Annotated in this window: 20 protein-coding genes; 13 read left to right on the forward strand and 7 right to left on the reverse strand. The window is 74.4% G+C overall.

What is annotated here, in order from left to right:
* Window positions 1–39: 39 nt before the first annotated feature.
* The gene (locus tag GA0070616_RS19120; RefSeq protein WP_091084659.1) at window positions 40–843 is read right to left on the reverse strand and encodes an anti-sigma factor; all 804 of its coding nucleotides are present in this window, start codon (window positions 841–843) and stop codon (window positions 40–42) included.
* Window positions 797–1,450, reverse strand: coding sequence for an RNA polymerase sigma factor (locus tag GA0070616_RS19125; protein ID WP_091084663.1), 654 nt, complete (start codon window positions 1,448–1,450; stop codon window positions 797–799). Before GA0070616_RS19125 ends, GA0070616_RS19120 begins: the two co-directional genes overlap by 47 nt.
* Before the next feature lie 179 nt (window positions 1,451–1,629).
* On the opposite strand from GA0070616_RS19125, the gene GA0070616_RS19130 reads away from it, so the two are divergent.
* The 6 genes from GA0070616_RS19130 to GA0070616_RS19155 all read left to right on the forward strand — a co-directional run bounded on the left by GA0070616_RS19130 (window position 1,630) and on the right by GA0070616_RS19155 (window position 7,936).
* Entirely contained in the window at window positions 1,630–2,460 is an 831-nt protein-coding gene (locus GA0070616_RS19130) for a DUF4397 domain-containing protein (RefSeq protein ID WP_091084667.1), read from the forward strand.
* Window positions 2,457–3,113: a class F sortase gene (locus GA0070616_RS19135; protein ID WP_091084671.1), complete on the forward strand. Its 657-nt coding sequence runs from the start codon at window positions 2,457–2,459 to the stop codon at window positions 3,111–3,113. The genes GA0070616_RS19130 and GA0070616_RS19135 overlap by 4 nt, the downstream gene beginning before the upstream one ends.
* Window positions 3,114–3,379: 266 nt before the next feature.
* Complete coding sequence (locus GA0070616_RS19140) at window positions 3,380–4,555, forward strand: cysteine desulfurase family protein (RefSeq protein ID WP_091084674.1); 1,176 nt, start codon at window positions 3,380–3,382, stop codon at window positions 4,553–4,555.
* Window positions 4,556–4,716: 161 nt separating this feature from the next.
* On the forward strand, window positions 4,717–5,820 hold the full coding sequence (gene mnmA / locus GA0070616_RS19145) for a tRNA 2-thiouridine(34) synthase MnmA (protein WP_091091135.1): 1,104 nt from the start codon (window positions 4,717–4,719) through the stop codon (window positions 5,818–5,820).
* The gene (locus GA0070616_RS19150) at window positions 5,817–6,821 is read left to right on the forward strand and encodes a methionine synthase (RefSeq protein WP_091084679.1); all 1,005 of its coding nucleotides are present in this window, start codon (window positions 5,817–5,819) and stop codon (window positions 6,819–6,821) included. Before mnmA ends, GA0070616_RS19150 begins: the two co-directional genes overlap by 4 nt.
* Window positions 6,822–6,934: 113 nt before the next feature.
* Entirely contained in the window at window positions 6,935–7,936 is a 1,002-nt protein-coding gene (locus GA0070616_RS19155; RefSeq protein WP_091084684.1) for an ADP-ribosylglycohydrolase family protein, read from the forward strand.
* 78 nt (window positions 7,937–8,014) lie between these two features.
* Here GA0070616_RS19155 and GA0070616_RS19160 read toward each other — a convergent pair whose 3' ends face one another.
* Window positions 8,015–8,578: a type II toxin-antitoxin system PemK/MazF family toxin gene (locus GA0070616_RS19160; RefSeq protein ID WP_091084687.1), complete on the reverse strand. Its 564-nt coding sequence runs from the start codon at window positions 8,576–8,578 to the stop codon at window positions 8,015–8,017.
* Window positions 8,579–8,768: 190 nt separating this feature from the next.
* On the opposite strand from GA0070616_RS19160, the gene ligA reads away from it, so the two are divergent.
* From ligA to GA0070616_RS19190, 6 genes are all read left to right on the forward strand, one after another.
* Window positions 8,769–10,904 (forward strand): NAD-dependent DNA ligase LigA, encoded by a 2,136-nt coding sequence (gene ligA, locus GA0070616_RS19165; RefSeq protein WP_091084692.1) that lies wholly within the window; start codon window positions 8,769–8,771, stop codon window positions 10,902–10,904.
* 144 nt (window positions 10,905–11,048) lie between these two features.
* On the forward strand, window positions 11,049–13,568 hold the full coding sequence (locus GA0070616_RS19170; RefSeq protein WP_091084696.1) for a putative bifunctional diguanylate cyclase/phosphodiesterase: 2,520 nt from the start codon (window positions 11,049–11,051) through the stop codon (window positions 13,566–13,568).
* A gap of 176 nt (window positions 13,569–13,744) precedes the next feature.
* A complete protein-coding gene (gatC, locus tag GA0070616_RS19175) occupies window positions 13,745–14,050 on the forward strand; it encodes an Asp-tRNA(Asn)/Glu-tRNA(Gln) amidotransferase subunit GatC (protein WP_091084700.1) in 306 nt (101 codons plus the stop codon).
* Window positions 14,047–15,522 carry an Asp-tRNA(Asn)/Glu-tRNA(Gln) amidotransferase subunit GatA gene (gene gatA / locus GA0070616_RS19180; protein WP_091084705.1) on the forward strand — a complete coding sequence of 492 codons (1,476 nt, stop codon included), beginning with the start codon at window positions 14,047–14,049 and terminating at the stop codon, window positions 15,520–15,522. Before gatC ends, gatA begins: the two co-directional genes overlap by 4 nt.
* Before the next feature lie 13 nt (window positions 15,523–15,535).
* Window positions 15,536–17,035: an Asp-tRNA(Asn)/Glu-tRNA(Gln) amidotransferase subunit GatB gene (gatB, locus tag GA0070616_RS19185; RefSeq protein ID WP_091084709.1), complete on the forward strand. Its 1,500-nt coding sequence runs from the start codon at window positions 15,536–15,538 to the stop codon at window positions 17,033–17,035.
* Window positions 17,036–17,146: 111 nt separating this feature from the next.
* Window positions 17,147–19,504 carry a transketolase-like TK C-terminal-containing protein gene (locus GA0070616_RS19190; RefSeq protein ID WP_091084712.1) on the forward strand — a complete coding sequence of 786 codons (2,358 nt, stop codon included), beginning with the start codon at window positions 17,147–17,149 and terminating at the stop codon, window positions 19,502–19,504.
* Between the two features lie 21 nt (window positions 19,505–19,525).
* Here GA0070616_RS19190 and GA0070616_RS19195 read toward each other — a convergent pair whose 3' ends face one another.
* From GA0070616_RS19195 to GA0070616_RS19205, 3 genes are all read right to left on the reverse strand, one after another.
* Window positions 19,526–21,193 carry a metallophosphoesterase family protein gene (locus GA0070616_RS19195; protein WP_091084714.1) on the reverse strand — a complete coding sequence of 556 codons (1,668 nt, stop codon included), beginning with the start codon at window positions 21,191–21,193 and terminating at the stop codon, window positions 19,526–19,528.
* 82 nt (window positions 21,194–21,275) lie between these two features.
* Window positions 21,276–22,442 (reverse strand): PQQ-dependent sugar dehydrogenase, encoded by a 1,167-nt coding sequence (locus GA0070616_RS19200; RefSeq protein WP_091084717.1) that lies wholly within the window; start codon window positions 22,440–22,442, stop codon window positions 21,276–21,278.
* Between the two features lie 90 nt (window positions 22,443–22,532).
* Window positions 22,533–24,344, reverse strand: a complete 1,812-nt coding sequence (locus GA0070616_RS19205) for a GAF domain-containing SpoIIE family protein phosphatase (RefSeq protein ID WP_091084721.1) — start codon at window positions 24,342–24,344, stop codon at window positions 22,533–22,535.
* Between the two features lie 168 nt (window positions 24,345–24,512).
* Here GA0070616_RS19205 and GA0070616_RS19210 point away from each other — a divergent pair, with 168 nt between their 5' ends.
* The gene (locus GA0070616_RS19210) at window positions 24,513–25,439 is read left to right on the forward strand and encodes a 2-hydroxyacid dehydrogenase (RefSeq protein WP_091084724.1); all 927 of its coding nucleotides are present in this window, start codon (window positions 24,513–24,515) and stop codon (window positions 25,437–25,439) included.
* A 74-nt stretch (window positions 25,440–25,513) separates the two neighbouring features.
* On the opposite strand, the gene GA0070616_RS19215 is transcribed toward GA0070616_RS19210, so the two are convergent.
* Complete coding sequence (locus GA0070616_RS19215; RefSeq protein ID WP_091084729.1) at window positions 25,514–25,891, reverse strand: PH domain-containing protein; 378 nt, start codon at window positions 25,889–25,891, stop codon at window positions 25,514–25,516.
* Window positions 25,892–25,901: the final 10 nt, after the last annotated feature.

The raw sequence follows: 25,901 nt of genomic DNA on the forward strand, positions 1-25,901 counted from the left end.
AGCTGATCGGCGGGCCGGGGAGCTGAGCCGGCCCGCCGATCAGCCCGTCAGGGAGCCCCTCAGGAGGCTGTCGCCGGAGTGGGCCGTGTCGTTGTCGTACTCCTCGGCGGAGATGTCGACGACCGAGTAGGCGTCGAGGTCGACGTTCGGGGGCAGCGGCAGCAGGACGTCCGACCCGTCACCGAGCACACCGACCGAGAACATCTCCATCGACCGGGGGTTGATCAGCCATACCTCGTAGTACCCCGGGACGGCCGGGAGATTCACCACGTGCAGGTGCAGTTGGCCGTCGGCGAGGACGCGGGCGTCGCCGTGGGCCTGCGCCGGGGTCGTGCCGAACGCGGCCAGCGGGGCCTCGGCCACCACGACCTGCGGCGGGGCCGGCTCGGGCCCCGCGCGCCCCAGCACCACGGCGGTGCCGACGACGCCGATGGTGGCCGCCGCGACCGCCGTCACCGCGCCCGCCGCCCAGCGCGACCAGCGGCTGCGTCGATGCGGCGGCGGGAACAGGACGGCGGCGTCGGGCCGGTCCGGCCCGCCGGAGCCCTCCGCGTCGCCGGTACGGGCCGGGGGCACCACCGGCTGCGACCGGCGAGCCTCGTGCAGCGACGGCAGGTTCTCCGCCGCCCGGATCTCGGTCACGATCCCCTGCCAGACCTGTTCGGGCGGGTCCGGCAGGTCCCGCAGGGCTTGGGTGGCGCTGCCGAGCCCCGCGACGTGCTGGAGGGTCTCCATCTCGACCCGGCAGGGTTCGCAACCGGCGAGGTGGGTGCTCTCCCCGTTGTCCGCCTCGCTCTCACCGAGCGCCAGAAAGACCAGCCGGTCGTGGTCCAGGTGCTGCACCGTCCACCTCCCATCTGCGTTTCAGGCTCTGCATGCCCCGTCGGATGTGACTCTTCACGGTGCCGAGCGGCACTCCGGTCATCGTCGATATCTGCTGGTGTGTCAGGTCGTCGAAGAACGCCAGTTCCAGCATGCGCCGCTGGTCGGCGGGCAGCCGGGCCAGCTCGTCTGCGACGACCAGCCGGTCGACCACCGTGTCCGGGTTGGTGCCGGTCGGCGCCGCGTCCGGTAGCTGCTTGACCGTCTCGACCACCCGGGTCTCCCGGGCGGAGGCGCGCAGGCGGTCGATCACCTTGCGCCGGCCGATGCCGAGCAACCAGCCGATCAGCGATCCCTTCGCCGGGTCGAAGGTGTCACGGCCCAGCCACGCGGCGACGAACGTCGCCTGGGTGACGTCCTCCGCGTCGCTGCGGTTGGCCAGCGTGCTGCTGGCCAGGTGGAACACGGCCCGACCGTACCGGTCGTAGACCTCGCGAAGGGCCAGCTCGTCTCCGGCGCGGAACCGGGCGGCCAGCTCGACCTCGGGAGGCGGATCCGGCTCCTGCACCGCCGTCACGGGGCGGCTTGCCTGGTGTGGGGCATGCCCGACTGTAACTCGCACCGGCATCGCCCCCCTCCACAGCCCCGGTGTGTGCTCAACCGCTATTCGTCGCGGAGCCGGCCGGCGGATGCGTCCCCGGGGTCGGAAAAAGAATCTCTCCGAGGCGCATCCGGCCGGCGCGAACCGGGCGTAACCCGTTCTGCAAGCAAGCCTGACCAACCAGCACCAATCAGCAGGAGGCAGACATGCAGCTCACGTCCTTGCGTCGGATCGCCGCAGGCGGCGCGGTCGCCGCGCTGACGTTCGCCGGCGTCGGTGCGCTCACCGCGACCCCCGCGTACGCCGCCACGTCGAAGGTCTCCGTCGTGCACGGCATCCCGGACACCCCGGTCGACGTGTACGTCAACGGGGAGAAGACGCTGGACAACTTCGCCCCCGGTGACGTGGCCGGACCGTTGGACCTGGAGGAGGGCCAGTACGACATCGCGCTGACCAAGCCGGGCGAGCCCATCGGCCAGGCGATCCTCACGGTCGACGACGCCGAGGTGCCGGGCGGGGCGAACATCAGCATCGCCGCCCACCTGGACGCCGGCGGCCAGCCCAAGATCACGCCGTTCGTCAACGACACCTCCAAGGTCGAAGCCGGCAAGGCCCGGCTGATCGTCCGGCACACCGCCGCCGCCCCGGCGGTCGACGTGCGGGCCGGCGGGACCCCGGTGTTCGAGGACCTGACCAACCCGAACGAGGCCAAGGGCGACGTGGACGCGGGCACGGTCTCCGCGGACGTGGTGCTCGCCGGCACCGACACCGTGGCCATCGGCCCGGCCGACCTGAACCTGCGCGAGGGCACCGCGACGATCGTCTACGCGATCGGCTCCGCCGAGGCCGACAACCTCGACATCGTGGCGCAGACCATCACCGGCCTGCACTCCGCGCCGTCCGGCGTGCCGAGTGGCACCGGCGGCCAGGCCGGCACCGGCGTCGACACCTGGTGGTACGTGCTGACCGGGGCGGGTGTGCTGCTGCTGGTCGGTGGTGGGGTGCGGATGGCCACCGCCCGGACCGGGCGCAGGTGACCGTACGGCACCGCGGCGCGCTGGCGGCCATGGCCGCCGGCGTTGCCGCGCTCACCGTCGCCGCCCTGGTGGCCTGCGGTTCCCGGCCCGTCGAGGACGTGGGGGCCGAGGACGCCGCCGCGCTGGCCAGTCCCACCCCGCCCAGAGCGGGCGGCGGCTCGTCGGTGCCGGTGACCTCGGGTGACCTGCCCGAGGCGGGGCGGACCGTGCCCCCGGTGCGGCTGCGCATCCCCGCCATCGACGTCACGGCCTCGATCAACGCGGTCGGCATCAACCGCCGCACCGGCGAGTTCGAGGTGCCGCCCAGCGTCGACGAGATCGGCTGGTACCGCTTCGGCCCCGGCCTGGAGGCCGAGGCGGGCTCGGTGGTGATCGCCGGGCACGTGGACAGCGCCGACCAGGGCGAGGGTGCCTTCTATCGGCTGCGTGAACTCGACCGGGGAGACACCGTCACCGCCACCGGCAGCGACGGCGAGGAGCGCACCTACCGGGTCGTGGCCCGGGAGGAGTACGACAAGACGAAGATCCCGCTGGAGCGCTACTTCGCCCGCGACGGGCAGCCCCGGCTGACGTTGATCACCTGCGGTGGACCGTTCGACGCGCAGGAGCGCAGGTACCGCGACAACATCGTGATCACCGCTGTGCCGGCCTGACCCTCCGGCGGCGGCCGGGCGCGGCGACAGCCAGCGTCAGGTTGACGGCCGGGCCGCCGCACCACGGGCCGGGTCGGGAAGTGGGCACTTCCCGGCCCGGCCCGCGTGCCCGGCCCGGCCGCACCCGCCGGCGCACCGCCGTCGCCACCCGCCGCAACACCGCCGCCGCAGGGCCGCCGCCCGCCGCAGCACCCTCGGCACCGCCGCCGCCCGCCGGCCCCTCCGGCCCGCGAGGGCTGGCCCACAGGTCGTTAGGCTGAACCGTGATGGCATACCTGGATCACGCGGCGACCACTCCGATGCTCGACGAGGCACTGGAGGCGTACGTCGCCGCCGCCCGCGAGGTCGGGAACGCGTCCTCGCTGCACGCCGCCGGCCGCCGGGCCCGCCGCCGGGTGGAGGAGTCGCGGGAGCGGGTGGCCGCCGCCCTGGGAGCCCGCCCCTCCGAGGTGATCTTCACCGGGGGTGGCACCGAGAGCGACAACCTGGCGGTCAAGGGCATCTTCTGGGCCCGGCGCCGGGCCGCGTCGCAGCGGGACCGGGTGGTGTCGAGCGCGGTCGAGCACCACGCGGTGCTCGACGCGGTCGACTGGCTGGCCGACCACGAGCACGCCGACGTGGCCTGGCTGCCGGTCGACGGGGCGGGTCGGGTCAGCCCGGAGGCGTTGCGGGCCGAACTCGCCGCGCACGGCGACCGCGCCGCCGTGGTGACCGTGATGTGGGCCAACAACGAGGTCGGCACGGTCCAGCCGATCCCGGAACTGGCCGCGGTGGCAGCCGAGTACGGGGTGCCGGTGCACACCGACGCCGTGCAGGCGGTCGGTCAGGTGCCGGTGGACTTCGGTGCCAGCGGTGTCGCCGCGCTCACCGTCACCGGCCACAAGCTCGGCGGCCCCACCGGCATCGGTGCGCTGCTGCTCAACCGGGACACCGCCGTGGTGCCGTTGCAGCACGGCGGCGGGCAGGAACGCGACGTGCGTTCGGGCACGCTGGACACCGCCGGCATCGTGGCCTTCGCGGTCGCGGTGGAGACGGCCGTCAAGGGCCAGCAGGAGTACGCGGCCCGCGTGTCGGCGCTGCGCGACGACCTCGTCGGGCGGGTCCGCCACGCCGTGCCGGAGGTGGTGTTCAACGGCCACCCGGACGACCGGCTGCCGGGCAACGCCCACTTCTCCTTCCCCGGCTGCGAGGGGGATGCCCTGCTGCTCCTGCTGGACGCGCAGGGCATCGCCTGCTCCACCGGATCGGCCTGCTCAGCCGGCGTGGCCCAGCCCTCACACGTGCTGCTCGCCATGGGCGCCGACGACGACCGGGCCCGGTCGTCGCTGCGGTTCTCCCTCGGCCACACCAGCACCTGTGCCGAGGTGGACGCCCTCGTCGCCGCGCTCCCGGCGGCCGTCGACCGGGCCCGCCGCGCCGCCGCCCTGCGCACTCCCCGCTGACCCGGCTCGGCCCGGCGCGGTTCGGCGCGGCTCGGCCCGGCCCGGCCCGGCGCGGTCTGGTTCGGCCCACCCCGCCCCCGCCCTGCCCGGCACCGGCGGCTCGCCCGGCGTCGGCCGGAGCGACAGCGGGGATAGGCTCGACGCGAAGGGAGCGTGGTGTGGTGAGGGTTCTGGCGGCCATGTCCGGCGGGGTCGACTCCGCGGTGGCGGCGGCGCGTGCCGTCGAGGCGGGGCACGAGGTGACGGGCGTGCACCTGGCGCTGGCCCGTAACCCGCAGACCTACCGCACCGGGGCCCGTGGTTGCTGCACCCTGGAGGATTCGCGCGACGCCCGCCGCGCCGCCGACGTGATCGGCATCCCGTTCTACGTGTGGGACATGGCCGACCGGTTCCACGACGACGTGGTGGACGACTTCGTCGCCGAGTACGCGGCCGGTCGTACCCCGAATCCGTGCCTACGCTGCAACGAGAAGATCAAGTTCGCCGCGGTGCTGGACCGGGCCGTCGCCCTGGGCTTCGACGCCGTGGTCACCGGCCACCACGCCCGGCTCGGCCCCGACGGGCTGCTGCGCCGCAGCGTCGACCTCGCGAAGGACCAGTCGTACGTGCTCGCGGTGCTGACCCGCGACCAGCTCGACCGGTCGATCTTCCCGCTCGGCGACTCGACCAAGGCCGAGGTGCGCGAGGAGGCCGCCCGACGCGGGCTCGCCGTGGCCGACAAGCCCGACTCGCACGACATCTGCTTCATCGCCGACGGCGACACGCGGGGCTTCCTCGCGCAGCGGTTGGGCGAAGCGCCGGGCGACGTGGTCGACGCCGCCACCGGGGCGGTCGTCGGCCGGCACGCGGGCGCGTACGCCTACACCGTCGGCCAGCGCAAGGGCCTGCACCTGGACCGGCCGGCCCCGGACGGCCGCCCCCGTTACGTGCTGTCGATCACGCCCAAGACCAACACCGTCACCGTCGGCCCGGCCGAGGCGCTGGAGGTCACCCGGGTCCGCGCCGAACGTCCCGTGTGGACGGGCGGGCCGCGGCCGGCCGGCCCGCTGGAGTGTGACGTGCAGCTACGGGCCCACGGGGACGTGGTCCCGGCCGCCGTCACCGTCGACGGCGACACCCTGCGCGCCGAGCTGCGCCGTCCCGTCCGCGGCGTGGCCGCCGGGCAGGCGATCGTGGCGTACCGCCCGGATCCGGCCGGCGACGTGGTCCTCGGCTCCGCGACCATCGGCGCGCCCGACACGACGCCCGGTACCCTTCGGCCGTGACAGATCAGGCGTGGCCCTGGCCGGCCGGCGCGGCGACCGGCATCGGTTCGCTGCCCGGCACCGACGTCGCCGAGGCCCAGCGGGTCGTCCTCGGTGAGCTTCCCGCGTTGCCCCACCTGCCCGAGCTGCCGGCCCGGGGGCCCGGCGCCGACCTCGTCGGCCGCACCGGCGGTCTGCTGGCGGAACTGCCCGTCGAGCTGTACGCGGGCCGCTGGCGGGTCGCCCCGCGCCCCGGCCGGGACCTGCGACGGGCCCGCGACCTGATGGAACGTGACCTGGACCAGCTCGCGGAGCAGGCCGAGGAGTACGCCGGGCCGGTGAAGGTCCAGGCCGCGGGGCCGTTCACCCTGGCCGCGTCGGTGGAGTTGCCGATCGGCGGCCGGATGCTGCGGGATCCGGGTGCGGTTCGCGACCTGACCGGCTCGCTCGCCGAAGGCCTGCGGTCGCACGTCGCCGCCGTCGCCCGGCGGCTGCCCCGCGCGTCGGTGCTGCTGCAACTGGACGAGCCGTCGCTGCCGACGGTGTTGGCCGGCCGGGTGCCCACCGAGAGCGGCCTGGGCGCCTACCGGGCCGTCGAGCCGGAGACCGCGCGGGCGTTGCTGCGCACCGTGGTCGAGGCGGTCGGCGTCCCGGCGGTCGTCCACTGTTGCGCGCCCGACGTGCCGCTGGAGCTGATCCGCTCGGCGGGGGCGGTGGGCGTCGCCCTGGACCTGACCCTGCTGAGCGACTTCGACCCGCTGGGCGAGGCGGTCGACGCCGGCCTGGGCCTGCTGGCCGGGGCCGCACCGACCCGACCGTCGCCGGCCGGTCGCGCGCCGACCTCCGCCGAGGTCGCCGACCGGGTACGCCAGGTGTGGGACCGTCTCGGCTTCCCGCGCCGGCGGCTCGCCGAGCAGGTGGTGGTCACCCCGGCCTGCGGCCTGGCCGGGGCCACGCCCGAGTACGCCCGGGCGGTGCTGGCCGCCTGCCGGGACGCCGGCCGGCGGCTCCACGAGGACTGACCCTGTCGTCCCGTCGGGGCACCGATCCGGCGGGCCGTCCCGGGTACCGGCCGCCCGGCCCCACAGCACCGCCGGGACCGACGGCGGGTGCGGCGGCGGGGCATGATCGTTGCATGACCGACTCCCCGCTGCGCCGCGCGTCCGGTTCGCTGTTCGGGCTCGCCTACGGCGACGCCCTGGGCAGGCCCACCGAGTTCCTGACCGTCGCCGAGATCGACGACCGCTTCGGCCCGGCCGGGCCCCGCGACCTCGACGGTGACCCGGCCCCGGTCACCGACGACACCCAGATGGCGCTGGCGGTGGGCTGGGCGTTGCGCGACGCGCCCCGGTGGACACCGGAGGCCGTCGAGCCGCTGCTGCGGCAGCGCTTCCTGGACTGGGCGGTCAGCCCCGACAACAACCGCGCACCGGGCATGACGTGCCTGCGGGCCTGCGGTGAGCTGGGTCGGGGACTGCGCTGGCAGGAGGCCACCGAGGCCGGCTCGAAGGGCTGCGGGGCGAACATGCGGGTCACCCCGGTCGGGCTGCTCGACGTCGACCTCGACACCCTCGCCGGGCTGGCCCAGCTCCAGGCGGGGTTGACGCACGGGCATCCCACCGGCCTGGCGGCGAGCGAGCTGACCGCGTACGCGGTGCGGGTGCTGCGCGACGGCGCGACCCTGGCGGAGCTGCCCGCCCTGCTCACCGACCGGGCCCGCACGCAGCGCGACGTCTACCGGGGCGACTGGCTGGGCGACCTGTGGCAGCGGCCGGGCGCGTCGACGCCGCAGGAGTTCGTCGCCCGGGGCTGGGACGAGTGCCTGGCCGTGCTCGACCGGCTCACCGCCGCGTTGGCCGCGCCGGACGACGGCGGTGACCCGTGCCGGCACACGGGCGAGGGCTGGATCGCCGAGGAGGCCCTGGTCACCGCGCTGTACTGCGCGGTCCGGCACGCCGACGACCCGGTCGCCGCGCTGACCCGGGGCGCGCGTACCGCCGGGGACTCCGACTCGATCGCCGCGCTGGCGGGCGCCTTCGTGGGCGCGGCGCACGGGATGGCCGCCTGGCCCGCCGGCTGGGCCACCCGCATCGAGTACGCCGACCAGCTCACCGCCCTCGCCACCGGCTGGGACTGACCCACCGACCGCCGGTCGACGACGGGGCACGGTGCGGTCGGGAGGCCGAGTCCCCGGGAGGCGCCGTCGGGTGGGTGGTCAGCCGGTGGGGAGGTGGGGAAGGCGGCGGAGCCGACGCCACAGGGCGGGGTCGCAGGTGCCGGCGCGGTCCTGGAAGTCCGCGCGGTCCACCTCGACGGCCTCGGCGACGTCGAGGAAGCTGTCGTGTTCCGCCCCGGGATCCCAGTCCCGGGTGGGGATCCGGACGTGGTCGTCCCGGTCGCTGCGGTCCCGGCTGGTGATCTTGAGGACGTCCGCCGCGCTGCCGTCGACCCGCAGCACCAGGCAGGGGCGCACCTTCGAACCGGTGCCGTCGGCGTACGGCACGTCGGCCCACCAGATCTCGCCCGGCCGGGGCGCGTCCCCGGCGGTCGTGCCGCCGGCCCGGGGCCGGGGCGGGGTGCCCGACCGCCCCGGGACACGGGTGCCGCGACCACCCGCCGGTCGGGTCCGGGGTCGGGGTCGGGTCGTGGTGCCGCGCCCGCCCGCCCGGTCGGGCCTCCTGCGGGCATCACCCCCGGCGCGTCGTCGCCAGTCGCCCCACGCCCAGCCGGCGGCCACGGCCAGCACGATCACCAGCCCCCAGAGCAGCCACTCGGGCATCGCGTACCCCCATCCGGTGGTGTGTCGCGGCGTGGCCGCCGGGTTCGCGGGCCGGGGTGCCCGGTCACCTCGCGGGCGGCCCGCCGTCCGGCGATCCTCGCACGACGGCGGCGGCATCGTCGGGTGGGACGGCGAAGTGTCCCACCCGACCGATACGGTGCCGGGGTAGCACGTCACGGGAGGTCGCAGCGTGTCCGAGGAAGCCATCGACCAGCAGGTCAGTCCGGCCCAGGAGGCGGCTGCGGGGGCCGAGCCGCCGCCGCAGGCGCGGGAGCGGCACGCCACGTTGAGCCAGGAGCTGACGGAGCACCAGTACCGCTACTACGTGCTCGACGCGCCGACCGTCTCCGACGCCGACTTCGACCGGCAGCTACGGGAACTGGAGGCGCTGGAGGCGGAGTTCCCGGCGCTGCGCACCCCCGACTCGCCGACCCAGCGGGTCGGCGGCACCTTCTCCACCGACTTCACCCCGGTGGCCCACGCCGAGCGGATGATGTCGCTCGACAACGCCTTCGCCGACGAGGAACTGGCGGCCTGGGCCGAGCGGGTCGAACGGGACGCGGGCGGCCCGGTGCCCTACCTGTGCGAGCTGAAGGTCGACGGACTGGCCATCAACCTCACCTACGAGCACGGCCGCCTGGTGCGGGCCGCGACCCGGGGTGACGGGCGCACCGGCGAGGACGTGACGGCCAACGTGCGCAGCATCCGCGACGTGCCCGGTCAGCTCACCCCGTCGGCCGAGTTCCCCGACGTGCCCGAGTTCATCGAGGTGCGCGGCGAGATCTACTTCCCGGTCGCCGGGTTCGCCGACCTCAACGCCGGGCTGGTCGAGCAGGGCAAGGCGCCGTTCGCCAACCCGCGCAACGCCGCCGCCGGCAGCCTGCGGCAGAAGGATCCGCGGATCACCGCGTCGCGGCCGCTGCGGCTGGTGGTGCACGGCATCGGGGCCCGGCGCGGCTTCCAGCCGGCCACCCAGTCCGAGTCCTACACGGCGCTCAAGGCATGGGGGCTGCCCACCAGCGACCGCTGGCGGGTGGTGCCCGACCTGGCCGGCGTCGCCGACTACATCGCCCACTACGCCGCCCACCGCCACGACGTCGAGCACGAGATCGACGGGGTGGTGGTGAAGGTCGACCCCGTACCCATCCAGGGCCGGCTCGGTTCGACCAGCCGCGCGCCCCGCTGGGCGGTCGCCTTCAAGTACCCGCCGGAGGAGGTCAACACCACGCTGCTCGACATCGAGGTCGAGGTCGGCCGCACCGGCCGGGTCACGCCACGGGCCCTGCTCCAGCCGGTGAAGGTGGCCGGCTCCACCGTCGCGTACGCGACCCTGCACAACGCCCGCGAGGTCGAGCGCAAGGGGGTGCTGATCGGCGACACGGTGGTGATCCGCAAGGCCGGCGACGTGATCCCCGAGGTGCTCGGCCCGGTGGTCGAGCTGCGTCCGCCCGACGCCCGGCCGTTCGTCATGCCCACCACCTGCCCGGCCTGCGGCACGCCGCTCGCCCCGGCGAAGGAGGGCGACGTCGACATCCGCTGCCCGAACAGTCGAAGCTGCCCCGCCCAGTTGCGTGAACGGGTGTTCCACCTGGCCGGCCGGGGTGCCTTCGACATCGAGGCGCTCGGCTACAAGAGCGCCGCCGCGCTGCTCGACGCGCAGATCATCACCGACGAGGGCGACCTCTTCGCGCTCGACGCGGAGCAGCTGGCTCGCTCGCCGTTCTTCGTCAACAAGGACGGCAGCCTGGGCGGCAACGCCACCAAGCTGCTGGCGAACCTCGTCGAGGCCCGGCAGCGCGACCTGTGGCGGGTGCTGGTGGCGTTGTCCATCCGACACGTCGGCCCGACCGCCGCGCAGGCCCTCGCCCGGCACTTCCGCTCGGTGGAGGCGATCGACGTCGCCTCCGAGGAGGAACTGTCCTCGGTCGACGGGGTCGGCCCGACCATCGCCGCGAGCATCAAGGAGTGGTTCGCCGTCGACTGGCACCGCGCGGTGGTCCGCAAGTGGGCCGAGGCGGGCGTCCGGATGGCGGAGGAGGCGGTCGACGAGGGGCCGCGTCCACTGGAGGGGGTGACCGTGGTGGTCACCGGCACCCTGACCGGCTTCTCCCGCGACCAGGCCGCCGAGGCGGTCCAGCTCCGGGGCGGCAAGGTCAGCGGCTCGGTGTCCAAGAAGACCGGCTTCGTCGTGGTGGGCGAGAACCCGGGCTCCAAGGCCGACAAGGCGGCCGGCCTCAAGGTGCCGATCCTCGACGAGGACGGCTTCCGGGTGCTGCTCGACGCGGGGCCGGACGCGGCCCGCGAGGTCGCCCGCGTCGAGGAGTGACCAGACACCGGGCCCGGTCGCGTATACCAAGTTAGTTACGACTACGACCGATTCGTGGCTGTCGTACCGGGAATTCGGCCACGGAGGGCGTTTCATGGGTGCACGGCGCGTGCACGGCGCGTCGGGGGCGTCCCGGGAGGTGTGATGGAGCCCGCCGATCCGCGCAACCTCGTCCCACCGAGGCGGCTTGCCCAGTTCTCCGCCTTCGTGGTCGGGGTGCTGGCCGTGGCGGCGGCCCTGTCGGCCGGATCGCTGGCGGCGCTGCCGGGGCGGCTGCCCGACCTGCCGCCCGCGTTCTGGACGATGGCCGCGCTCGCCGTGGCCTGCGACGCCCGCCCCTTCGTCCCGCCCGGCCGCCGACAGACCTCGGCGGTGTTCCCGTCCACCTGCTTCACCTTCGCGATCCTGCTCGGGTGGGGGCTCGGCCCGGCGGTCGCCGTGCAGGCGGTCGCCGTGCTCGTCTCCGGTTGGCGACTGCGGTACGCCCTGTGGCGGACGGCCTTCAACGTCGGCCAGTACGCCTGTGCGCTGGCAGCCGCGTACGCGATCACCCGGCTCGGGCCCGGCGGCGTCTTCGAGGGCGGCAGGCTCAGCGGGCCCGATGTCGCGGCCGTGGGCGCCGCCGCAGCCGCCTGGTTCCTGGTCAACTACGGCCTGGTCAGCGCGGCCGTGCGGCTGCGGTTCGGGGAACGGTGGTGGCCGAACGCCCGGCGGGGGCTGCCGATCGAGCTGTTGTCCACCGGGTCGCTGCTGCTGCTCGCCCCGGTGCTGGTGACCGCCGCCCGGGCCAGCGCGATGCTGATCCCGCTGGTGCTGGTGCCGCTGTTCGCGGTCTACCGGATGGCCCGGCTCACCGTCGAACAGCAGCAGCTCGCCGCCCTCGATCCGCTCACCGGCCTGCCCAATCGCAAGGCGTTGCTGGCCGAGGTGGGGGAGCAGGTGCACCGGCACGCCGAACGGGCCGCCCGTGGTGCGCCGGACGCCCGCCTGGCCCTGCTGCTGATCGACCTGGACCGGTTCAAGCACGTCAACGACGCCCTCGGCCACGCGGTGGGCGACCGGCTCCTGGTGGAGGTCAGTGCCCGGCTGACCGCCGCCGTCGACAGCGACGACATGGTGGCCCGGCTCGGTGGAGACGAGTTCGCCATCGTCAAGACCGACCTGGCCGACGTCGGCGAGGCCCGAGCGTTGGCTGACCGGGTGGTCCGTGCGCTGGCCGCCCCGGTGCCGCTGGACGGGTTGCCGCTGGACGTCGGCGGCTCCATCGGGATCGCGTTGTTCCCCGACCACGGCGAGGACTTCGCCACCCTCATGCGGCACGCCGACGTGGCAATGTACGACGCGAAGAACCGCGACGACACCGTCGCCGTCTACACCGCCGAGTCCGACCACAACTCCGCCGAGCGGCTGGGGTTGCTGGCCGATCTGCGCCGGGTCCTGGAGTCCGGGCCGCCCACGGGCCGGGGTGGGCCGGCCCGGATCGGGGCGGTGGGCGGGGACGGGGCAGCGCTGCCGGCGGTGCCGGGACTGCCGGGGGAGGCCCTGACGAGCGGCGGCGACGGGCTGCCGGGGGAGACCCTGACGAGCGGCAACGACGGGCTGCCGGGTGGGGTGCGCGGCCGGCGGCGGTCGCCCGGACGACCGACGATCCGGTGGTGGCCACGCCGTCGGCAGTCGCCCGAGCCGGTCGACGACGAGCTGATCAGTCGGATCGTCACCGGAGCGGACCCGATCCGGCGGCGCACCGCGGCCGGGCGGGCCACCGAAGGGGCGGGCGTGGACCGGCGGGCCACCGAAGGGGCGGGCATGGACCAGCGGGCCGCCGAAGGGGCGGGCGCGGCGGCGACGGAAGCAGTGGCAGCGGGCGCGGCGAGCGCCGACGCCGGTGAGATCACGATGTACTACCAGCCGCAGGTCGCCATCGCCACCGGCGAGGTGGTGGGCGTCGAGGCGCTGCTGCGCTGGTGGCATCCCGTGCGGGGCATGGTCGACCCGGGTGAGCTGATCCAGGTGGCCGAGCAGAGCGCGGTGATGCGGCTGCTCACCCGGCGCGTCGTCGACGACGTGGTGGCGCAACTGGCGAAATGGTCGGCCGCCGGGATCGCCCTGCGCGCCGCGCTCAACGTCAGCGTGCGCGACCTGCACGACGGCGAGATCGTCGACCACATCGCCGACCGGCTCACCCGCTACGGCGTACCTCCGCAGCGGCTGCAACTGGAGATCACCGAGGGGGCGCTGATGGCCGACCCCCGCCGGGTGCTGGCCACCATCTCCCGGTTGCACCGCATCGGCGTGGGCATCGCCCTGGACGACTTCGGCACCGGCTACTCCTCCCTCCAACACCTGCGGCGGCTGCCGCTGGCGGAGGTCAAGGTGGACCGTTCGTTCGTCCTCGGCATGGCCGACGACGCCGACGACGCCGCGATCGTCCGGTCGACGATCGAACTGGCGGGGGCGCTGGGGCTGCGGGTGGTCGCCGAGGGCGTCGAGGACGAGCGGACCTGGCGGATGCTGCACGCCGCCGGCTGCGACGCGGCCCAGGGCTGGTTCTACGCGCGCCCGATGCCGGCGGACGAACTGGTGGGCTGGTTGGCCCGGTACCGGCCGGTGCGCCCCCTGACCGCCCACGACGAACCGGACCTGCCCCGCCGCCACCCCCGCTGAGCCCTCCCGGTCGCCCCGGCCGTCCCGACCCGGGCACGACACCCCCGCAGGAGCGGGGGGAGGGGGCAACGGCGGGGCGCGGACGGAGCAATAGACTCGCTGCGGTCACCGCGCGTCACGCTCCACCGGCCGCGGCCGGCCCACCCAGAACAGGACAGCCGACGAAGGGGGCACCGATGGCCGCCATCTCCCGCGAGGAGGTCGCGCACCTCGCGCGACTGTCGCGGCTCGCCGTGACGGAGGAGGAACTCGACACCTTCGCCGGCCAGCTCGACGTGATCCTCCAGGCGGTCGCCCAGGTCGGCGAGGTCACCGCCGCGGACATCCCGCCGACCTCGCACTCCGTGCCGCTGACCAACGTCCTGCGGGACGACGTCGTGGTGCCCGGCCTCGCCCCCGAGGAGGCCCTGTCGGGCGCACCCGACGCCGAGCAGCAGCGGTTCCGCGTCCCGCGGATCCTGGACGAGGATGTGGCATCGTGACTGACCTGACCAGGCTCACCGCCGTCGAGATCGCCGCGCTGGTGGCGGCGGGAGAGACCTCCGCCGTGGAGGTCACCCGGGCCCACCTCGACCGGATCGCCGAGGTCGACGACCGGGTGCACGCGTTCCTGCACGTCGACACCGACGGCGCGCTGGCCGCCGCCCGCGCGGTCGACGCCCGCCGCTCCGCCGGCGAGCCGCTCGGCCCCCTGGCCGGCGTGCCGGTGGCCGTGAAGGACGTGCTCACCACGAAGGGCGTGCCGACCACCGTCGGGTCGAGGATCCTGGAGGGCTGGCGCCCACCGTACGACTCGACGATCGTGCGGCGGCTGCGCGAGGCCGGCACGGTGATGCTCGGCAAGACGAACATGGACGAGTTCGCGATGGGCTCCTCCACGGAGTACTCGGCGTACGGGCCGAGCCGTAACCCGTGGGACACCGACCGCATCCCGGGCGGCTCCGGGGGCGGCAGCGCGGCGGCCCTGGCCGCGTACGAGGCCCCGCTGGCCATCGGCTCCGACACGGGCGGCTCGATCCGCCAGCCCGGCGCGGTCACCGGCACGGTCGGCGCGAAGCCCACCTACGGCGGCACCTCCCGCTACGGCCTGGTGGCGTTCTCGTCCTCGCTGGACACTCCCGGCCCGTGTGCCCGGACGGTGCTGGACGCCGCCCTGCTGCACGAGGTGATCGGCGGCCACGACCCGCGTGACTCCACGTCGATCCCGGCTCCGGTGCCGGGCGTGGTGGCCGCCGCGAAGCTCGGCGCGACCGGTGACCTGACGGGCGTTCGGCTCGGCATCGTCACCGAGTTCACCGGTGAGGGCGCCGAGCCGGGCGTCCTGGCCGCGTTCCGCGAGTCGGTGGACGCGCTGGCCAAGCTGGGTGCGGAGATCGTCGAGGTGTCCTGCCCGAACTTCACCTACGCCCTGCCGGCCTACTACCTGATCGCCCCGAGTGAGTGTTCCTCCAACCTGGCCCGGTTCGACGGCGTCCGGTTCGGCCTGCGGGTCGGCGACGACGGCAACCGGTCGCTGGAGGAGGTCATGTCGATGACCCGGGAGGCCGGCTTCGGCCCCGAGGTGAAGCGGCGCATCATGATCGGCACGTACGCGCTGTCGTCGGGTTACTACGACGCCTACTACGGGCAGGCGCAGAAGGTCCGCACGCTGATCACCCGGGACTTCACCGCCGCGTTCGAGCGGGTCGACGCGCTGATCTCGCCGACCACCCCGTCGGTGGCGTTCCCGCTGGGGGCGCGCACCGCCGACCCGTACCAGATGTACCTGGCCGACCTCTACACGATCCCGACGAACCTGTACGGCGGGCCGGGCATCTCGGTGCCGTGCGGGCTGTCCGACGGGCTCCCGGTCGGCCTGCAGGTCATGGCCCCGACGATGGCCGACGACCGGATGTACCGGGTCGCCGCCGCGCTGGAGAGCGCCGTCGGCACGTTCACCCCACCGGCACTGTGAGGCAGGAGCACCGATGACCACGACACTGCCCGCGTACGAGGATGTCGTCGCGCGCTACGAGCCGGTGATCGGCCTGGAGACCCACGTCGAGCTGGGCACGAACACCAAGATGTTCTGCGGCTGCCCGACCGACTTCGGCGGGGAGCCGAACACCCGGGTCTGCCCGGTCTGCCTGGGCCTGCCCGGCTCGTTGCCGGTGGCCAACAGGGCGGCCATCGAGGCGACGATCCGGATCGGCCTGGCGCTGAACTGCTCCATCGCGCAGTGGTGCCGGTTCGCCCGGAAGAACTACTTCTACCCCGACATGCCGAAGAACTTCCAGATCAGCCAGTACGACGAGCCGCTCTGCGTCGACGGCTACCTGGACGTCGAGGTGAACGGCGAACTGGTGCGGATCGGCATCGAGCGGGTGCACCTGGAGGAGGACACCGGCAAGACGCTGCACGTGGGTGGCGCGACCGGGCGGATCCACGGTGCGACGGAGTCGCTGGTGGACTACAACCGGGCCGGCATCCCGCTGGTCGAGATCGTCACCAAGCCGGTTCCCGGCACGGCCGCGCTGGCTCCGGAGGTGGCCCGCGCGTACGTCGCGGAGCTGCGGGACGTGATCCGGTCGCTGGGCGTGTCCGACGTGCGGATGGAGGAGGGGTCGCTGCGCTGCGACGTGAACACCTCCCTGAACCTGCCCGGCCAGGAGTGGGGCACCCGCACGGAGACGAAGAACGTCAACTCGCTGCGTTCGGTGGAGCGGGCGGTGCGTTCGGAGATGCTGCGCCAGGCGTCGGTGCTGGACGCGGGTGGCCGGATCACCCAGGAGACCCGGCACTTCCACGAGGACACGGGCGACACCACGCCGGGGCGGTCCAAGGAGACCGCGACCGACTACCGGTACTTCCCGGAACCGGATCTGGTGCCGCTCGCACCGGACCCGGCGTGGGTGGCGGAGCTGAAGGCCGCCCTGCCGGAGCTGCCCCGGCTGCACCGTCGGCGGCTCCAGCAGGACTGGGGCCTGTCCGACCAGGACATGCAGTCGGTGCTCAACGCCGGCGCGGTGGAGCTGATCGAGGCCACGATCGCCGCGGGCGCGACCCCGGCGGCGGCCCGCAAGTGGTGGCTGGGCGAGTTGTCCCGCCGGGCCAACGAAGCCGGCGTGGAGCTGGCCGATGTCGGGGCCACCCCGGCGCAGGTCGCCGAGCTTCAGGGCCTGGTCGACGCCGGCAAGCTCAACGACAAGCTGGCCCGCGTCGTCCTGGAGGGCGTGGTGGCCGGTGAGGGCTCGCCCACCGAGATCATGACCAACCGCAACCTGGAGGTCGTCTCGGACACCGGCGCGTTGACCGCCGCCGTGGACGAGGCGATCGCCGCGAACCCGGCCATCGCCGACAAGGTGCGCAGCGGCAAGGTCGCCGCGGCGGGCGCGCTGGTCGGCGCGGTCATGAAGACCACCCGCGGCCAGGCCGACGCGAAGACCGTCCGTGAACTGATCCTGGAGCGCCTCGGCGTCCAGGGCTGAGCCCCGCCGGAAGGCCGTCGCCGTGATCCGGTGGCGGCCTTCCGTCGAGTACGCGCACACCCCGCGCACCCCGATGGAGGGCGTCAACGGCGACGCCCGGATGGAGTCACCGTGAACCAGCACGACCTCGACGTCCTCGACGAGATCCAACGGCGGGTGCTCTGGCTCGCCACCCGCATCGTGGACGCGGCCAACCACGACCGGGACACGGGCGACGGGGTGAAGGTCGGTGGGCACCAGGCGTCCAGCGCCTCCCTGGTCACCGCGATGACGGCGCTGTGGTTCGCGCACCTCGACGCCGAGGACCGGGTCGCGGTGAAGCCGCACGCCTCCCCGGTGTTCCACGCCATCCAGTACCTGCTGGGCAGGCTGGACCGGTCGTACCTGTCGAGGCTGCGCGACCGGGGCGGTCTCCAGTCGTACCCGTCGCGGACGAAGGATCCGGACGAGGTCGACTTCTCGACGGGCTCCGTGGGCCTGGGTGCCGCCGCGCCGCTGTTCGCCGCCGCCACCCGGCGCTACGTCGACGCGCACTTCGGCGCGCGGCCCCGTTCCCGGTTCGTGGCGCTGATCGGCGACGCCGAACTGGACGAGGGCAACATCTGGGAGGCCGTGGCCGATCCGGCGACCACGGGTCTGGGCTCCGTGATGTGGTTGGTCGACTTCAACCGCCAGTCGCTGGACCGGGTCGTTCCCGGCATCCGCATCGACCAGTGGCGCGGCCAGTTCGAGGCCGCCGGCTGGCATGTCGTGGAGGTCAAGTACGGCCGCCGGCTCGCCGAGGCGTACGCCCGGCCGGGCGGTGACGTGCTGCGTACCTGGATCGACCGGATGCCCAACGAGCAGTACCAGTCGCTGTTCGGCCTGGCCGGTGCCGACCTGCGCAAGCAGTTCCTCGACGGCGCGCCGGACGAGGTGGCGGCGTTCGTCGCGAGCGTGCCGGACGACGAGCTGGGGCCGCTGGTCACCGACCTGGGCGGGCACGACCTGGCGGCGATGCTCGACGCGTACGCCCAGTGTGACGCGGTCACCGACCGGCCGAGTGTGGTGTTCGCGTACACCGTCAAGGGTTGGGGTCTGCCGATCGCCGGCAATCCGCGCAACCACTCGGCGCTGCTGACCCGACCGCAGGTCGACGCCCTGCGGGCGGCGCACGGCCTGACCGCCGAGACCGAGTGGGATCGGCTCGACCCGGCCACCCCGGCCGGCATCCGGGCCGGCGAGCGCCGGGAGGCGCTGTCCCGCGCGCCCCGCGAGCGGGCGCTGGGGGTCACCGTTCCGGAGACCACGAGGGTACGCACGAACAAGCCGATCTCCACCCAGGAGGTCTTCGGGCGGGTGCTCGTCGAGCTGGCCCGCGACCCGCAGGTGGGCCGCTACCTGGTGACCACCGCCCCCGACGTGGCGACGTCCACGAACCTGGCCGGCTTCATCAACAAGACGGGTGTGTTCGCCCCGACGGCGCAGCGGTCCTGGTCGGAGGATCGGATGCTGCGCTGGACGGAGAGCCCCTCGGGGCAGCACATCGAGCTGGGCATCTCGGAGATGAACCTGTTCCTGCTGCTGGGGCAGCTCGGCCTGGCCTGGGACCTGTCGGGTCAACCGCTGCTGCCGGTCGGCACGGTCTACGACCCGTTCGTGCTGCGTGGGCTGGACGCGTTCCTGTACGGCACCTATTCCGGGTCCCGCTTCGTGGTGGCCGGTACCCCGTCGGGCATCACCCTCGCCCCGGAGGGCGGCGCACACCAGTCCACCATCACCGCCAGCGTGGGGCTGGAACTGCCCGGGGTGACCTTCTGCGAACCCGCGTACGCGGCCAGCCTGGACTGGCTGCTCTGCGACGCCCTGGGCCAGATCGCGCAGGGAGCGGCCCCGGCGGCGACGGCCGCGCCGGCCGAGGACGGGGCGTACTACTTCCGGCTCAGCACCCGCCCGCTCGACCAGGCGCCGTTCGAGGCGGCCCGCGCCCGGCTCGGCGACGCGGTGCTGCGCCGGCAGGTGGTGGCCGGGGCGTACCGGCTGGTGGATGCGCACCAGGCGTACCCGGATCTGGTCGACGCGCCGGTGGTGCAGTTGGCCGCCTCGGGGGCGGTGCTGCCGGAGGTGCTCGCCGCGGCGGCGGAGCTGGCCGAGGAGGGCGTGGCCGCGCACGTGGTGGACGTGACCAGCCTGGAACGGCTCTACCGGGCCTGGCAGCGCACCCTGCGTCAGGGGGTCCGCACCGCGACTGTGCCGAGCGTGCCGGGCGCGCTGCGCTCGGCCTTCGCCGACCGGGTGCCGGTGGTGACGGTGCACGACGCGGCGTCCCATGCGATGGCCTGGCTGGGATCGGCGGTGGGTGCCCCGGCGGTGCCGCTCGGGGTGGACGAGTTCGGTCAGTCCGGCAGCGTCCGCGACCTGTACGAGCTGCACGACCTGCTGCCCGGCAGCATCGTCAACGCCGCCCTCGCGGCCCTCGCCCTGCGCTGAGCCGCCCGCCGACGCCAGCCGTCAGCCGGTCGGGGTGGGGCCGGCGGCGGTGCCGGCGGGGGTGGGTGCGGTGGGGACCGGGGTGCCCGGGGTCGGGGTGACCGGCGTCGGCAGGGCCGGCCCGCGCGTCGGGGTGGGGGTCACCGGGGCCGACGGACCCTCCGCCGGCTGCTCGATGACGCTCCGCTCCAGGTTCACCTGGGCCCGGCCGGTGCCGCCGACGGTGATGTCGTCGTAGGCCTGGAGCATCCGCTCCTCGTCGAAGTAGAGCACGGTCATCGACAGCGGCGTGGGCTCCTCGCCCTCCAGCCCGCGCAGCCCCGCCCCGCCGGTGGAGCCCTGCACCATCAGGGTGGTGGGCTGCTGGCCGGCCACCGCCGGCAGCTTCGAGACGACCCGCTTGTGGGTGTGCCCGGCCAGCACCAGCGGGCTGGCGCCGGACAGCGGGCCGGCGGAGGCGGGGTCGTGCACCAGCGCGATGTCGATCTCGCGGGGCGCCTTGCGGATCGTCGCCGACAGCGTCTCGCCGGTGGTGATCAGGTCGTTGACCGTGGGGGAGGTGAGGCCGCCGGTCGCCGGTGAGGTGCTCTTGTCCGGCGTGAAGCGGGGGTCGCCGATGCCGGCGATGGTCAACCCGGCGACGGTGGTGGTCGAGTCGTTCAGCACGATCGCGTTCGGCTGCCGGGCCACCGCCGCGGCGGTCCGCTCGGAGTCGTGGTTGCCCCGGATGTAGACGTACGGCACCTTCAGCAGGCTGATCGAGCCGACGTACGACGCCTCCGGCTCGCTGCCCCAGTCGGTGATGTCTCCGGTGTCGATGACCACGTCGATGCCGAACTGCTGCACCACGGTGCGGATGACCTGCCAGCCCGCCGGGTTCAGGTGCATGTCGGAGACGTGCAGCACCCGGGTCGTGCCGGGCTCCGGCTCGTAGACCGGCAGCGTCGAGACGGTGGTGTAGAGCTGGCTGACGTTGCCGACGATGCGCTGGAGCTGCTCCGCGTACTTCGTGTAGTCATTGGCGATCTTGCGGGCGTCGCCGACGATGGCCGGAGCGTTGACCAGCAACCCCTCGTAGCGCGGCTCCTCGATGGCCTGCGGTCGCAGCGTCGCCACCGCGGTGCCGAGGCTGCCGGCGGTGACCGTGAAGGCGAGCGCCCCCGCCCAGGCCGCCCGGCGGGTGTCCCGGAAGACCAGCAGCGCCAGCAGGAGGGTGGCCAGCACGGCGGCGCCGAGCGTCCGCAGGCCCAGCCGGAACACGCCCTCCCGGACGTCCGCGACGGCCGACTGGCTGGCCCGGTTGAGGTTCGCCGGGTCGCCCAGCAGCGCCTGGGTGCGGCCCTGGTCGAGCGCTCCCAGCTCCACCGTCAGGTGGGTGGGCCCGTCATGGCTGTCGAGCAGCAGCGCACCCAACGGCGGAATGTCGATCGTGGTGCCGCCGCTGGCCGAGGGGGCGACCCGCAGGTCCGCCCGGAACGGCCCGATGTCGGTGCTCACCGACCCGCCCGCGAACACCCCCGCCACCACACCGGCCACGGTGACCGCCAGCACGGCCAGCGTCACACCGACCCGGCGCGCGGCCCGGCCACGGCTCACCGTCCGCAGGCGGCCGATGAAACGACGGACACGACCGCCCGGCGGGACGACCCCGCCCGCGGGGTGGCGCTGCTCGTTGTCCTTGCCATCCATGGTGAGTTTCTGACCTGCCCCTAGAAGGATCTTGGCAAACCTGTCCCGTGCAGTGTGCCCTGCCGGACCTGACCGACGCGGGTCAGCTCCGACCGGCACCGCCGTCGGCGAAGACCAGACGCAGCAGCCGGTCGTCCTCGGGCGCCGGTCGGCCCCGCCCGTCGTGGTTGGAGGTGCCGACCCACAGCGAGCCGTCCGGCGCGGCGGCCACCGCGCGCAGCCGCCCGTACCGTTCGGTCAGCAGGTCGCGCGGCTGACCCAGCACCGTACCCGTGTCGGTCAGCTCGACCAGCCAGAGCCGTTGGCCGCGCAGGCACGCGGTGACCAGCAGACGGTCGACCGCCGCGAGGCCCGAGCAGGACGCCTCATCCGTGCGCCACTGGACGATCGGGTTGACGAACCGCTTGTCGTCACCGCGCCCCTCCACCTCCGGCCAGCCGTAGTTGCTGCCCTTGGTGATCTGGTTGATCTCGTCCCAGGTGTTCTGGCCGAACTCGACGGCGTACATCCGGTTGCCGGGATCCCAGGTGAAACCCTGCACGTTGCGGTGGCCCAGCGACCAGACCGGGGAGTCCGGGAAGGGGTTGCCCGGGGCCGGCCTGCCCTCGGCCGTGATCCGCAGGATCTTGCCACCGAGGCTCCTGACGTCCTGCGACTTGTCGGTGTCGCCGGCGTCACCGGTGCTGGCGTACAGCTGCCCGTCGGGGCCGAACCCCAGCCCGCCGCCGTTGTGGATGCCCGCCTTCGGGATGCCGGTCAGGATCGGGGTGGGCGGCTCGCCCAGCCGCAGCCGGGCGATCCGGTTGTCCCGTTCCGCCGTGTAGTAGACGAAGACCGTCTGATCCTGCTCGTAACGCGGGGAGACGGCGATTCCCATCAGCCCGCCCTCGCCGGCCGCCACCACCTCGTCGATGGTCTGCACCTCGGTGACCTTCAGCCCGTCGGGCCCCGACTCGGGGCCGACCCGCAGGATGCGGCCGCTGTTGCGTTCGGTGACCAGCGCGCCGCCGTCGGGCAGGAAGTCGAGCCCCCAGGGCACCCGCAGCCCCTGGGCCAGCACGGTGGTGACGACCCCCTGGCCGGGGCCGCCGCTGGCGGTCGCCGAGGGGGTCGGCAGATTGGGCGGTTGCCCGGCGGGATCCGGCTGCGGCTCGCCGAAGCTGCATCCGGCCAACAGCAGCGCCGCGCAGGACGCCGCGAGGGCCGACCGCAGGCGGCGGGTGCGGGGGTACGGGAGACGGGCGCTCACCCGGCCCAGGGTAGCCCGCGTACATGACGGTTTGCGCACGACGGATCGGCGGGCGAGCCGCGGGGCTGACCCGGGTCGGCCGGGGGCCACTCAGCGGACCCGCACGGCCAGCAGCGCGACATCGTCCTCGCGGCCCTGTTTCGTGTCGAGCAGCAGCTCGCACAGCTCGTCCAGCGGCAGAGCCTGGGCGTCGCGCAACCGGTCGACCAGCTCCGCCAGGCCCTCGTCGATCGTGCGGTCCCGGCGCTCCACCAGCCCGTCGGTGTAGAGCAGCAGCGTGTCGCCCACGCCCAGACGGGTCGTCCGGCTCGTGCGGGGCACCGGCCGGGCAAGGCCGAGCAGCGGCTCGCGTACCTCGGCGAGCACCTCCACCGGGCCGCCGGCCCGCAGCACCAGCGGCGGCGGGTGCCCGGCGCTGCACCAGGTGACCTGCTGCCCGCCGCTGTCGTCGGCCCGCAGCCGGGCCAGCACGGCGGTGGCGGCCGTGCGGATCGGCAGCCCCCGGATGGCGTCGTCGAGGTGGATCATCAGCTCCTCGACGCCGTCGGCGCGGCCGTACGCGTTGCCCCGGACGAGGTTGCGCAGCTGCCCCATCTGGGCGGCGGCTTCGATGTCGTGGCCGGCGACGTCCCCGATGGCGGCGATCAGGTCGCCGTCGGGCTGGACGAAGGCGTCGTACCAGTCGCCGCCCACCGCGACCCGGTCGGCGACCGGCTGGTAGCGGGCGGCCAGTTCCAGCCGCCCGGGGGCGGGGAGCTGCGGGAGCATGCTGTGTTGCAGCACCTCGGCGACGTGGCGCTGCTCGCCGTACATCCAGCTGTTGCCGACGGCCTGCCCCGCGCGGCGGCCGACGTCGACGGCGGTGAGCAGGTCCCCCTCGTCGAACGCCCGCCGGCCGGGGCCGTTGACCAGGGTGATGCAGCCGAGCACGGCACCGAGGCGGGTCAGCACGACGGGCACGCTGAGGTGCGAGGCGATACCGAGCCGCTCGGCGATCACGGCCAGTTGCGGGTCGTTGGTGCCCCGGCGGACGTCGTCGATCCCACCCGACGCGGCCAGGATGGGCGCTCCGGTGCGCAGCACCCGCCGGGTGGCCGACTCCGGGCCCAGCCGGGTGCGCAGCAACGCGGCGAACCGCCCCGCGTCGGCCGCGAGGGCCGGGTCGCGGTGGGTGGCGGCCACGTCGCGGGGCTCCCCGTCGGGACCGACCAGCGTCACCAGGCACCAGTCGGCCAGCAGCGGCACCATCGTCTCGCCGAGCCGGCGCAGGGTGTCGGCGACGTCCAGCGTGCCCGCGAGTGTCTCGCTCAGCCCGGCCAGCAGGGCCAGTCGCTCATGGGCCTCCTCGGCACGTTGACGGGCCTGCTCGGCGACGGCCAGGGCGATCCGCAGGCGCAACTCCGACGAGCAGGCGGCGGCCAGGTCGGCCAGCGTCCGCAGCTGGGCGGCGGCCCACGCGCGGGGTTGGCTGTCGATGGCGCACAGCGAGCCCAGCACGCGCCCGTCCAGGTCGGTCAGCGGCATTCCCGCGTACGCGACCACGCCCAGTTCGGGAATCGCGAGGTTGCGCCGGACCGGCGGGTGGAGCCGGGCGTCGGGCAGCACCATGGGGAGCCCGATGTCGACCACGTGCTGACAGAACGAGTGGCTCAGCGGCGTCTCGCGGCAGGCAGCCCACGGCTCGCCCAGCCCGACCGCGCCGGGGAAGAACTGGCGGACCTCGTCGACGAGGGAGACCAGCGCCACCGGCACGTCGAGCAGGTCCGCCACCAGGCGGGCGAACCGGTCGAAGGTCTCGTCGGGAGCGGCGTCGAGCCGGGTCTCGGCGAGTGACCGCAGTCGATCCGGATCCCCCAGCCCGGTGATCGGGGCGGCGTCGTGTGTGCCTGAGCCGTCGGTCATCGGTCACCTGTCTGCCCGGGGCGGGGCCGACTGGCCCCGACTCCCTGTTATACCCGCTCTGTCTGACAGTGCGTCCGGTCGGTGAGCCGTCCCGTCGTCCCACCCGTCCGGGTGCCGTCGCGCACCCCGCCCGGCATCCGGCCGGGCGGGGGCCTATCGTCAGCGGGCGTGAAGGTGTGGATCCCGCAGGAGACCGGCGTGGCCCTGCTCGGCGAGGTGCCGCCGGGGGTGACCGTGCAGGTGCTGACCGATCCGGCCCGGCCGCCGTCGCCGGTGGCCGACGTCCGCTTCTGGGTGCCGCCGTTCCTGGCCGGGACGGACGCCACGGCCCTCGTCGACGACCTGCCGGACCTGGCCGTGGTGCAGCTGTTGTCGGCCGGGGCGGACGCCTGGGTCGACCGGGTGCCGCCGGGGGTGACGCTCTGCGACGCCCGTGGGGTGCACGACCCGGCCACGGCGGAGTGGGTGGTGACCGCGATCCTGTCCCAGCTGCGGGCCTTTCCCGCCCTGGCCCGTGCGCAGGCCCGCCGCGAGTGGGCGTATGCCGAGGTGGCCCCCACCGACGAGGTGACCGGCAAGCGGGTGCTGATCGTGGGTGCCGGCTCGATCGGCACGGCGGTCGCCGCCCGGCTCGCGCCGTTCGACGTGGAGCTCACGATGGTGGCCCGCACGGCCCGGCCGGACGAGGGGGTGCGCGGCGTCGACGAGCTGCCCCGGCTGCTGCCCGGGGCCGACGTGGTGGTGCTGCTGGTGCCGCTGACCGACCGGACGCGGGGCATGGTGGACGAGCGGTTCCTCGCCGCGATGCGCGACGGCGCGTTGCTGGTCAACGCCGCCCGGGGGCCGGTGGCCCGGACGCCGGCCCTGGTCGCCGAGCTGGCGACGGGGCGGATCTCGGCCGCCCTGGACGTCACCGACCCGGAACCCCTGCCGGCGGACCATCCGCTGTGGTCGATGCCCAACGTCCTGCTCACGCCGCACGTGGCCGGGTCGGTGCGCGGCCTGCTGCCGCGGGCCTACCGGCTGGTCGGGGAGCAGGTGCGGCGGTTCGCGGCCGGCGAGGCGCTGATCAACGCGGTGGTCGACGGCTACTGACGCGTGATGGTCGACGGCTACGGGCGCACGTGGGTCGACGGCTACGGGCGCGCCGTGGTCGACGGCTACTGACGTCAGGCGGCCCGGTCGGTCAGGTCCTGCCCGGAGGCGGCGACCAGCCGGGGCAGGTCGGCACCCCGCACGGCGGGGAGCGGGACGTGCCGGCCGTCGGTGAGGCGGGCGACCGCCCGGCCCCGCGAGTCGGTGGCGAACTCGGCGATCTGGTCCCAGGCGAGGTGGGCCTGGCCGGTGAGGGCCCGAAGGCGTAGCCCCCGGGCGTCGGCGTCGGTGCCCGCGCGCCACGCCCAGATGCCGACCGCCAGCGGGACGAGCAGCACCGGCAGCAGCCAGCTGCGGGCGCTGGCCAGGGGCAGGGCGCCGATGGTGGCGACGATCGCCGCCGCCAGGATTGCCTGGTTGTGGCGGAAACGGACGGTGTCGGAGCGGCTCACCCTCCGATGA

This window comes from Micromonospora nigra (assembly GCF_900091585.1).
GTDB classification, from domain to species: Bacteria; Actinomycetota; Actinomycetes; order Mycobacteriales; family Micromonosporaceae; genus Micromonospora; species Micromonospora nigra.

Bases quoted from the DNA above. Each gene is read 5' to 3' on its own strand.
- GA0070616_RS19140 (WP_091084674.1), top strand. From the start codon at position 3,380: ATGGCATACCTGGATCACGCGGCGACCACTCCGATGCTCGACGAGGCA.
- GA0070616_RS19170 (WP_091084696.1), top strand. From the start codon at position 11,049: ATGGAGCCCGCCGATCCGCGCAACCTCGTCCCACCGAGGCGGCTTGCC.
- GA0070616_RS19195 (WP_091084714.1), bottom strand. From the start codon at position 21,193: ATGGATGGCAAGGACAACGAGCAGCGCCACCCCGCGGGCGGGGTCGTC.
- GA0070616_RS19160 (WP_091084687.1), bottom strand. From the start codon at position 8,578: ATGCCCGAGTGGCTGCTCTGGGGGCTGGTGATCGTGCTGGCCGTGGCC.
- GA0070616_RS19155 (WP_091084684.1), top strand. From the start codon at position 6,935: ATGACCGACTCCCCGCTGCGCCGCGCGTCCGGTTCGCTGTTCGGGCTC.
- GA0070616_RS19205 (WP_091084721.1), bottom strand. From the start codon at position 24,344: ATGACCGACGGCTCAGGCACACACGACGCCGCCCCGATCACCGGGCTG.
- gatC (WP_091084700.1), top strand. From the start codon at position 13,745: ATGGCCGCCATCTCCCGCGAGGAGGTCGCGCACCTCGCGCGACTGTCG.
- gatB (WP_091084709.1), top strand. From the start codon at position 15,536: ATGACCACGACACTGCCCGCGTACGAGGATGTCGTCGCGCGCTACGAG.
- GA0070616_RS19130 (WP_091084667.1), top strand. From the start codon at position 1,630: ATGCAGCTCACGTCCTTGCGTCGGATCGCCGCAGGCGGCGCGGTCGCC.
- GA0070616_RS19125 (WP_091084663.1), bottom strand. From the start codon at position 1,450: ATGCCGGTGCGAGTTACAGTCGGGCATGCCCCACACCAGGCAAGCCGC.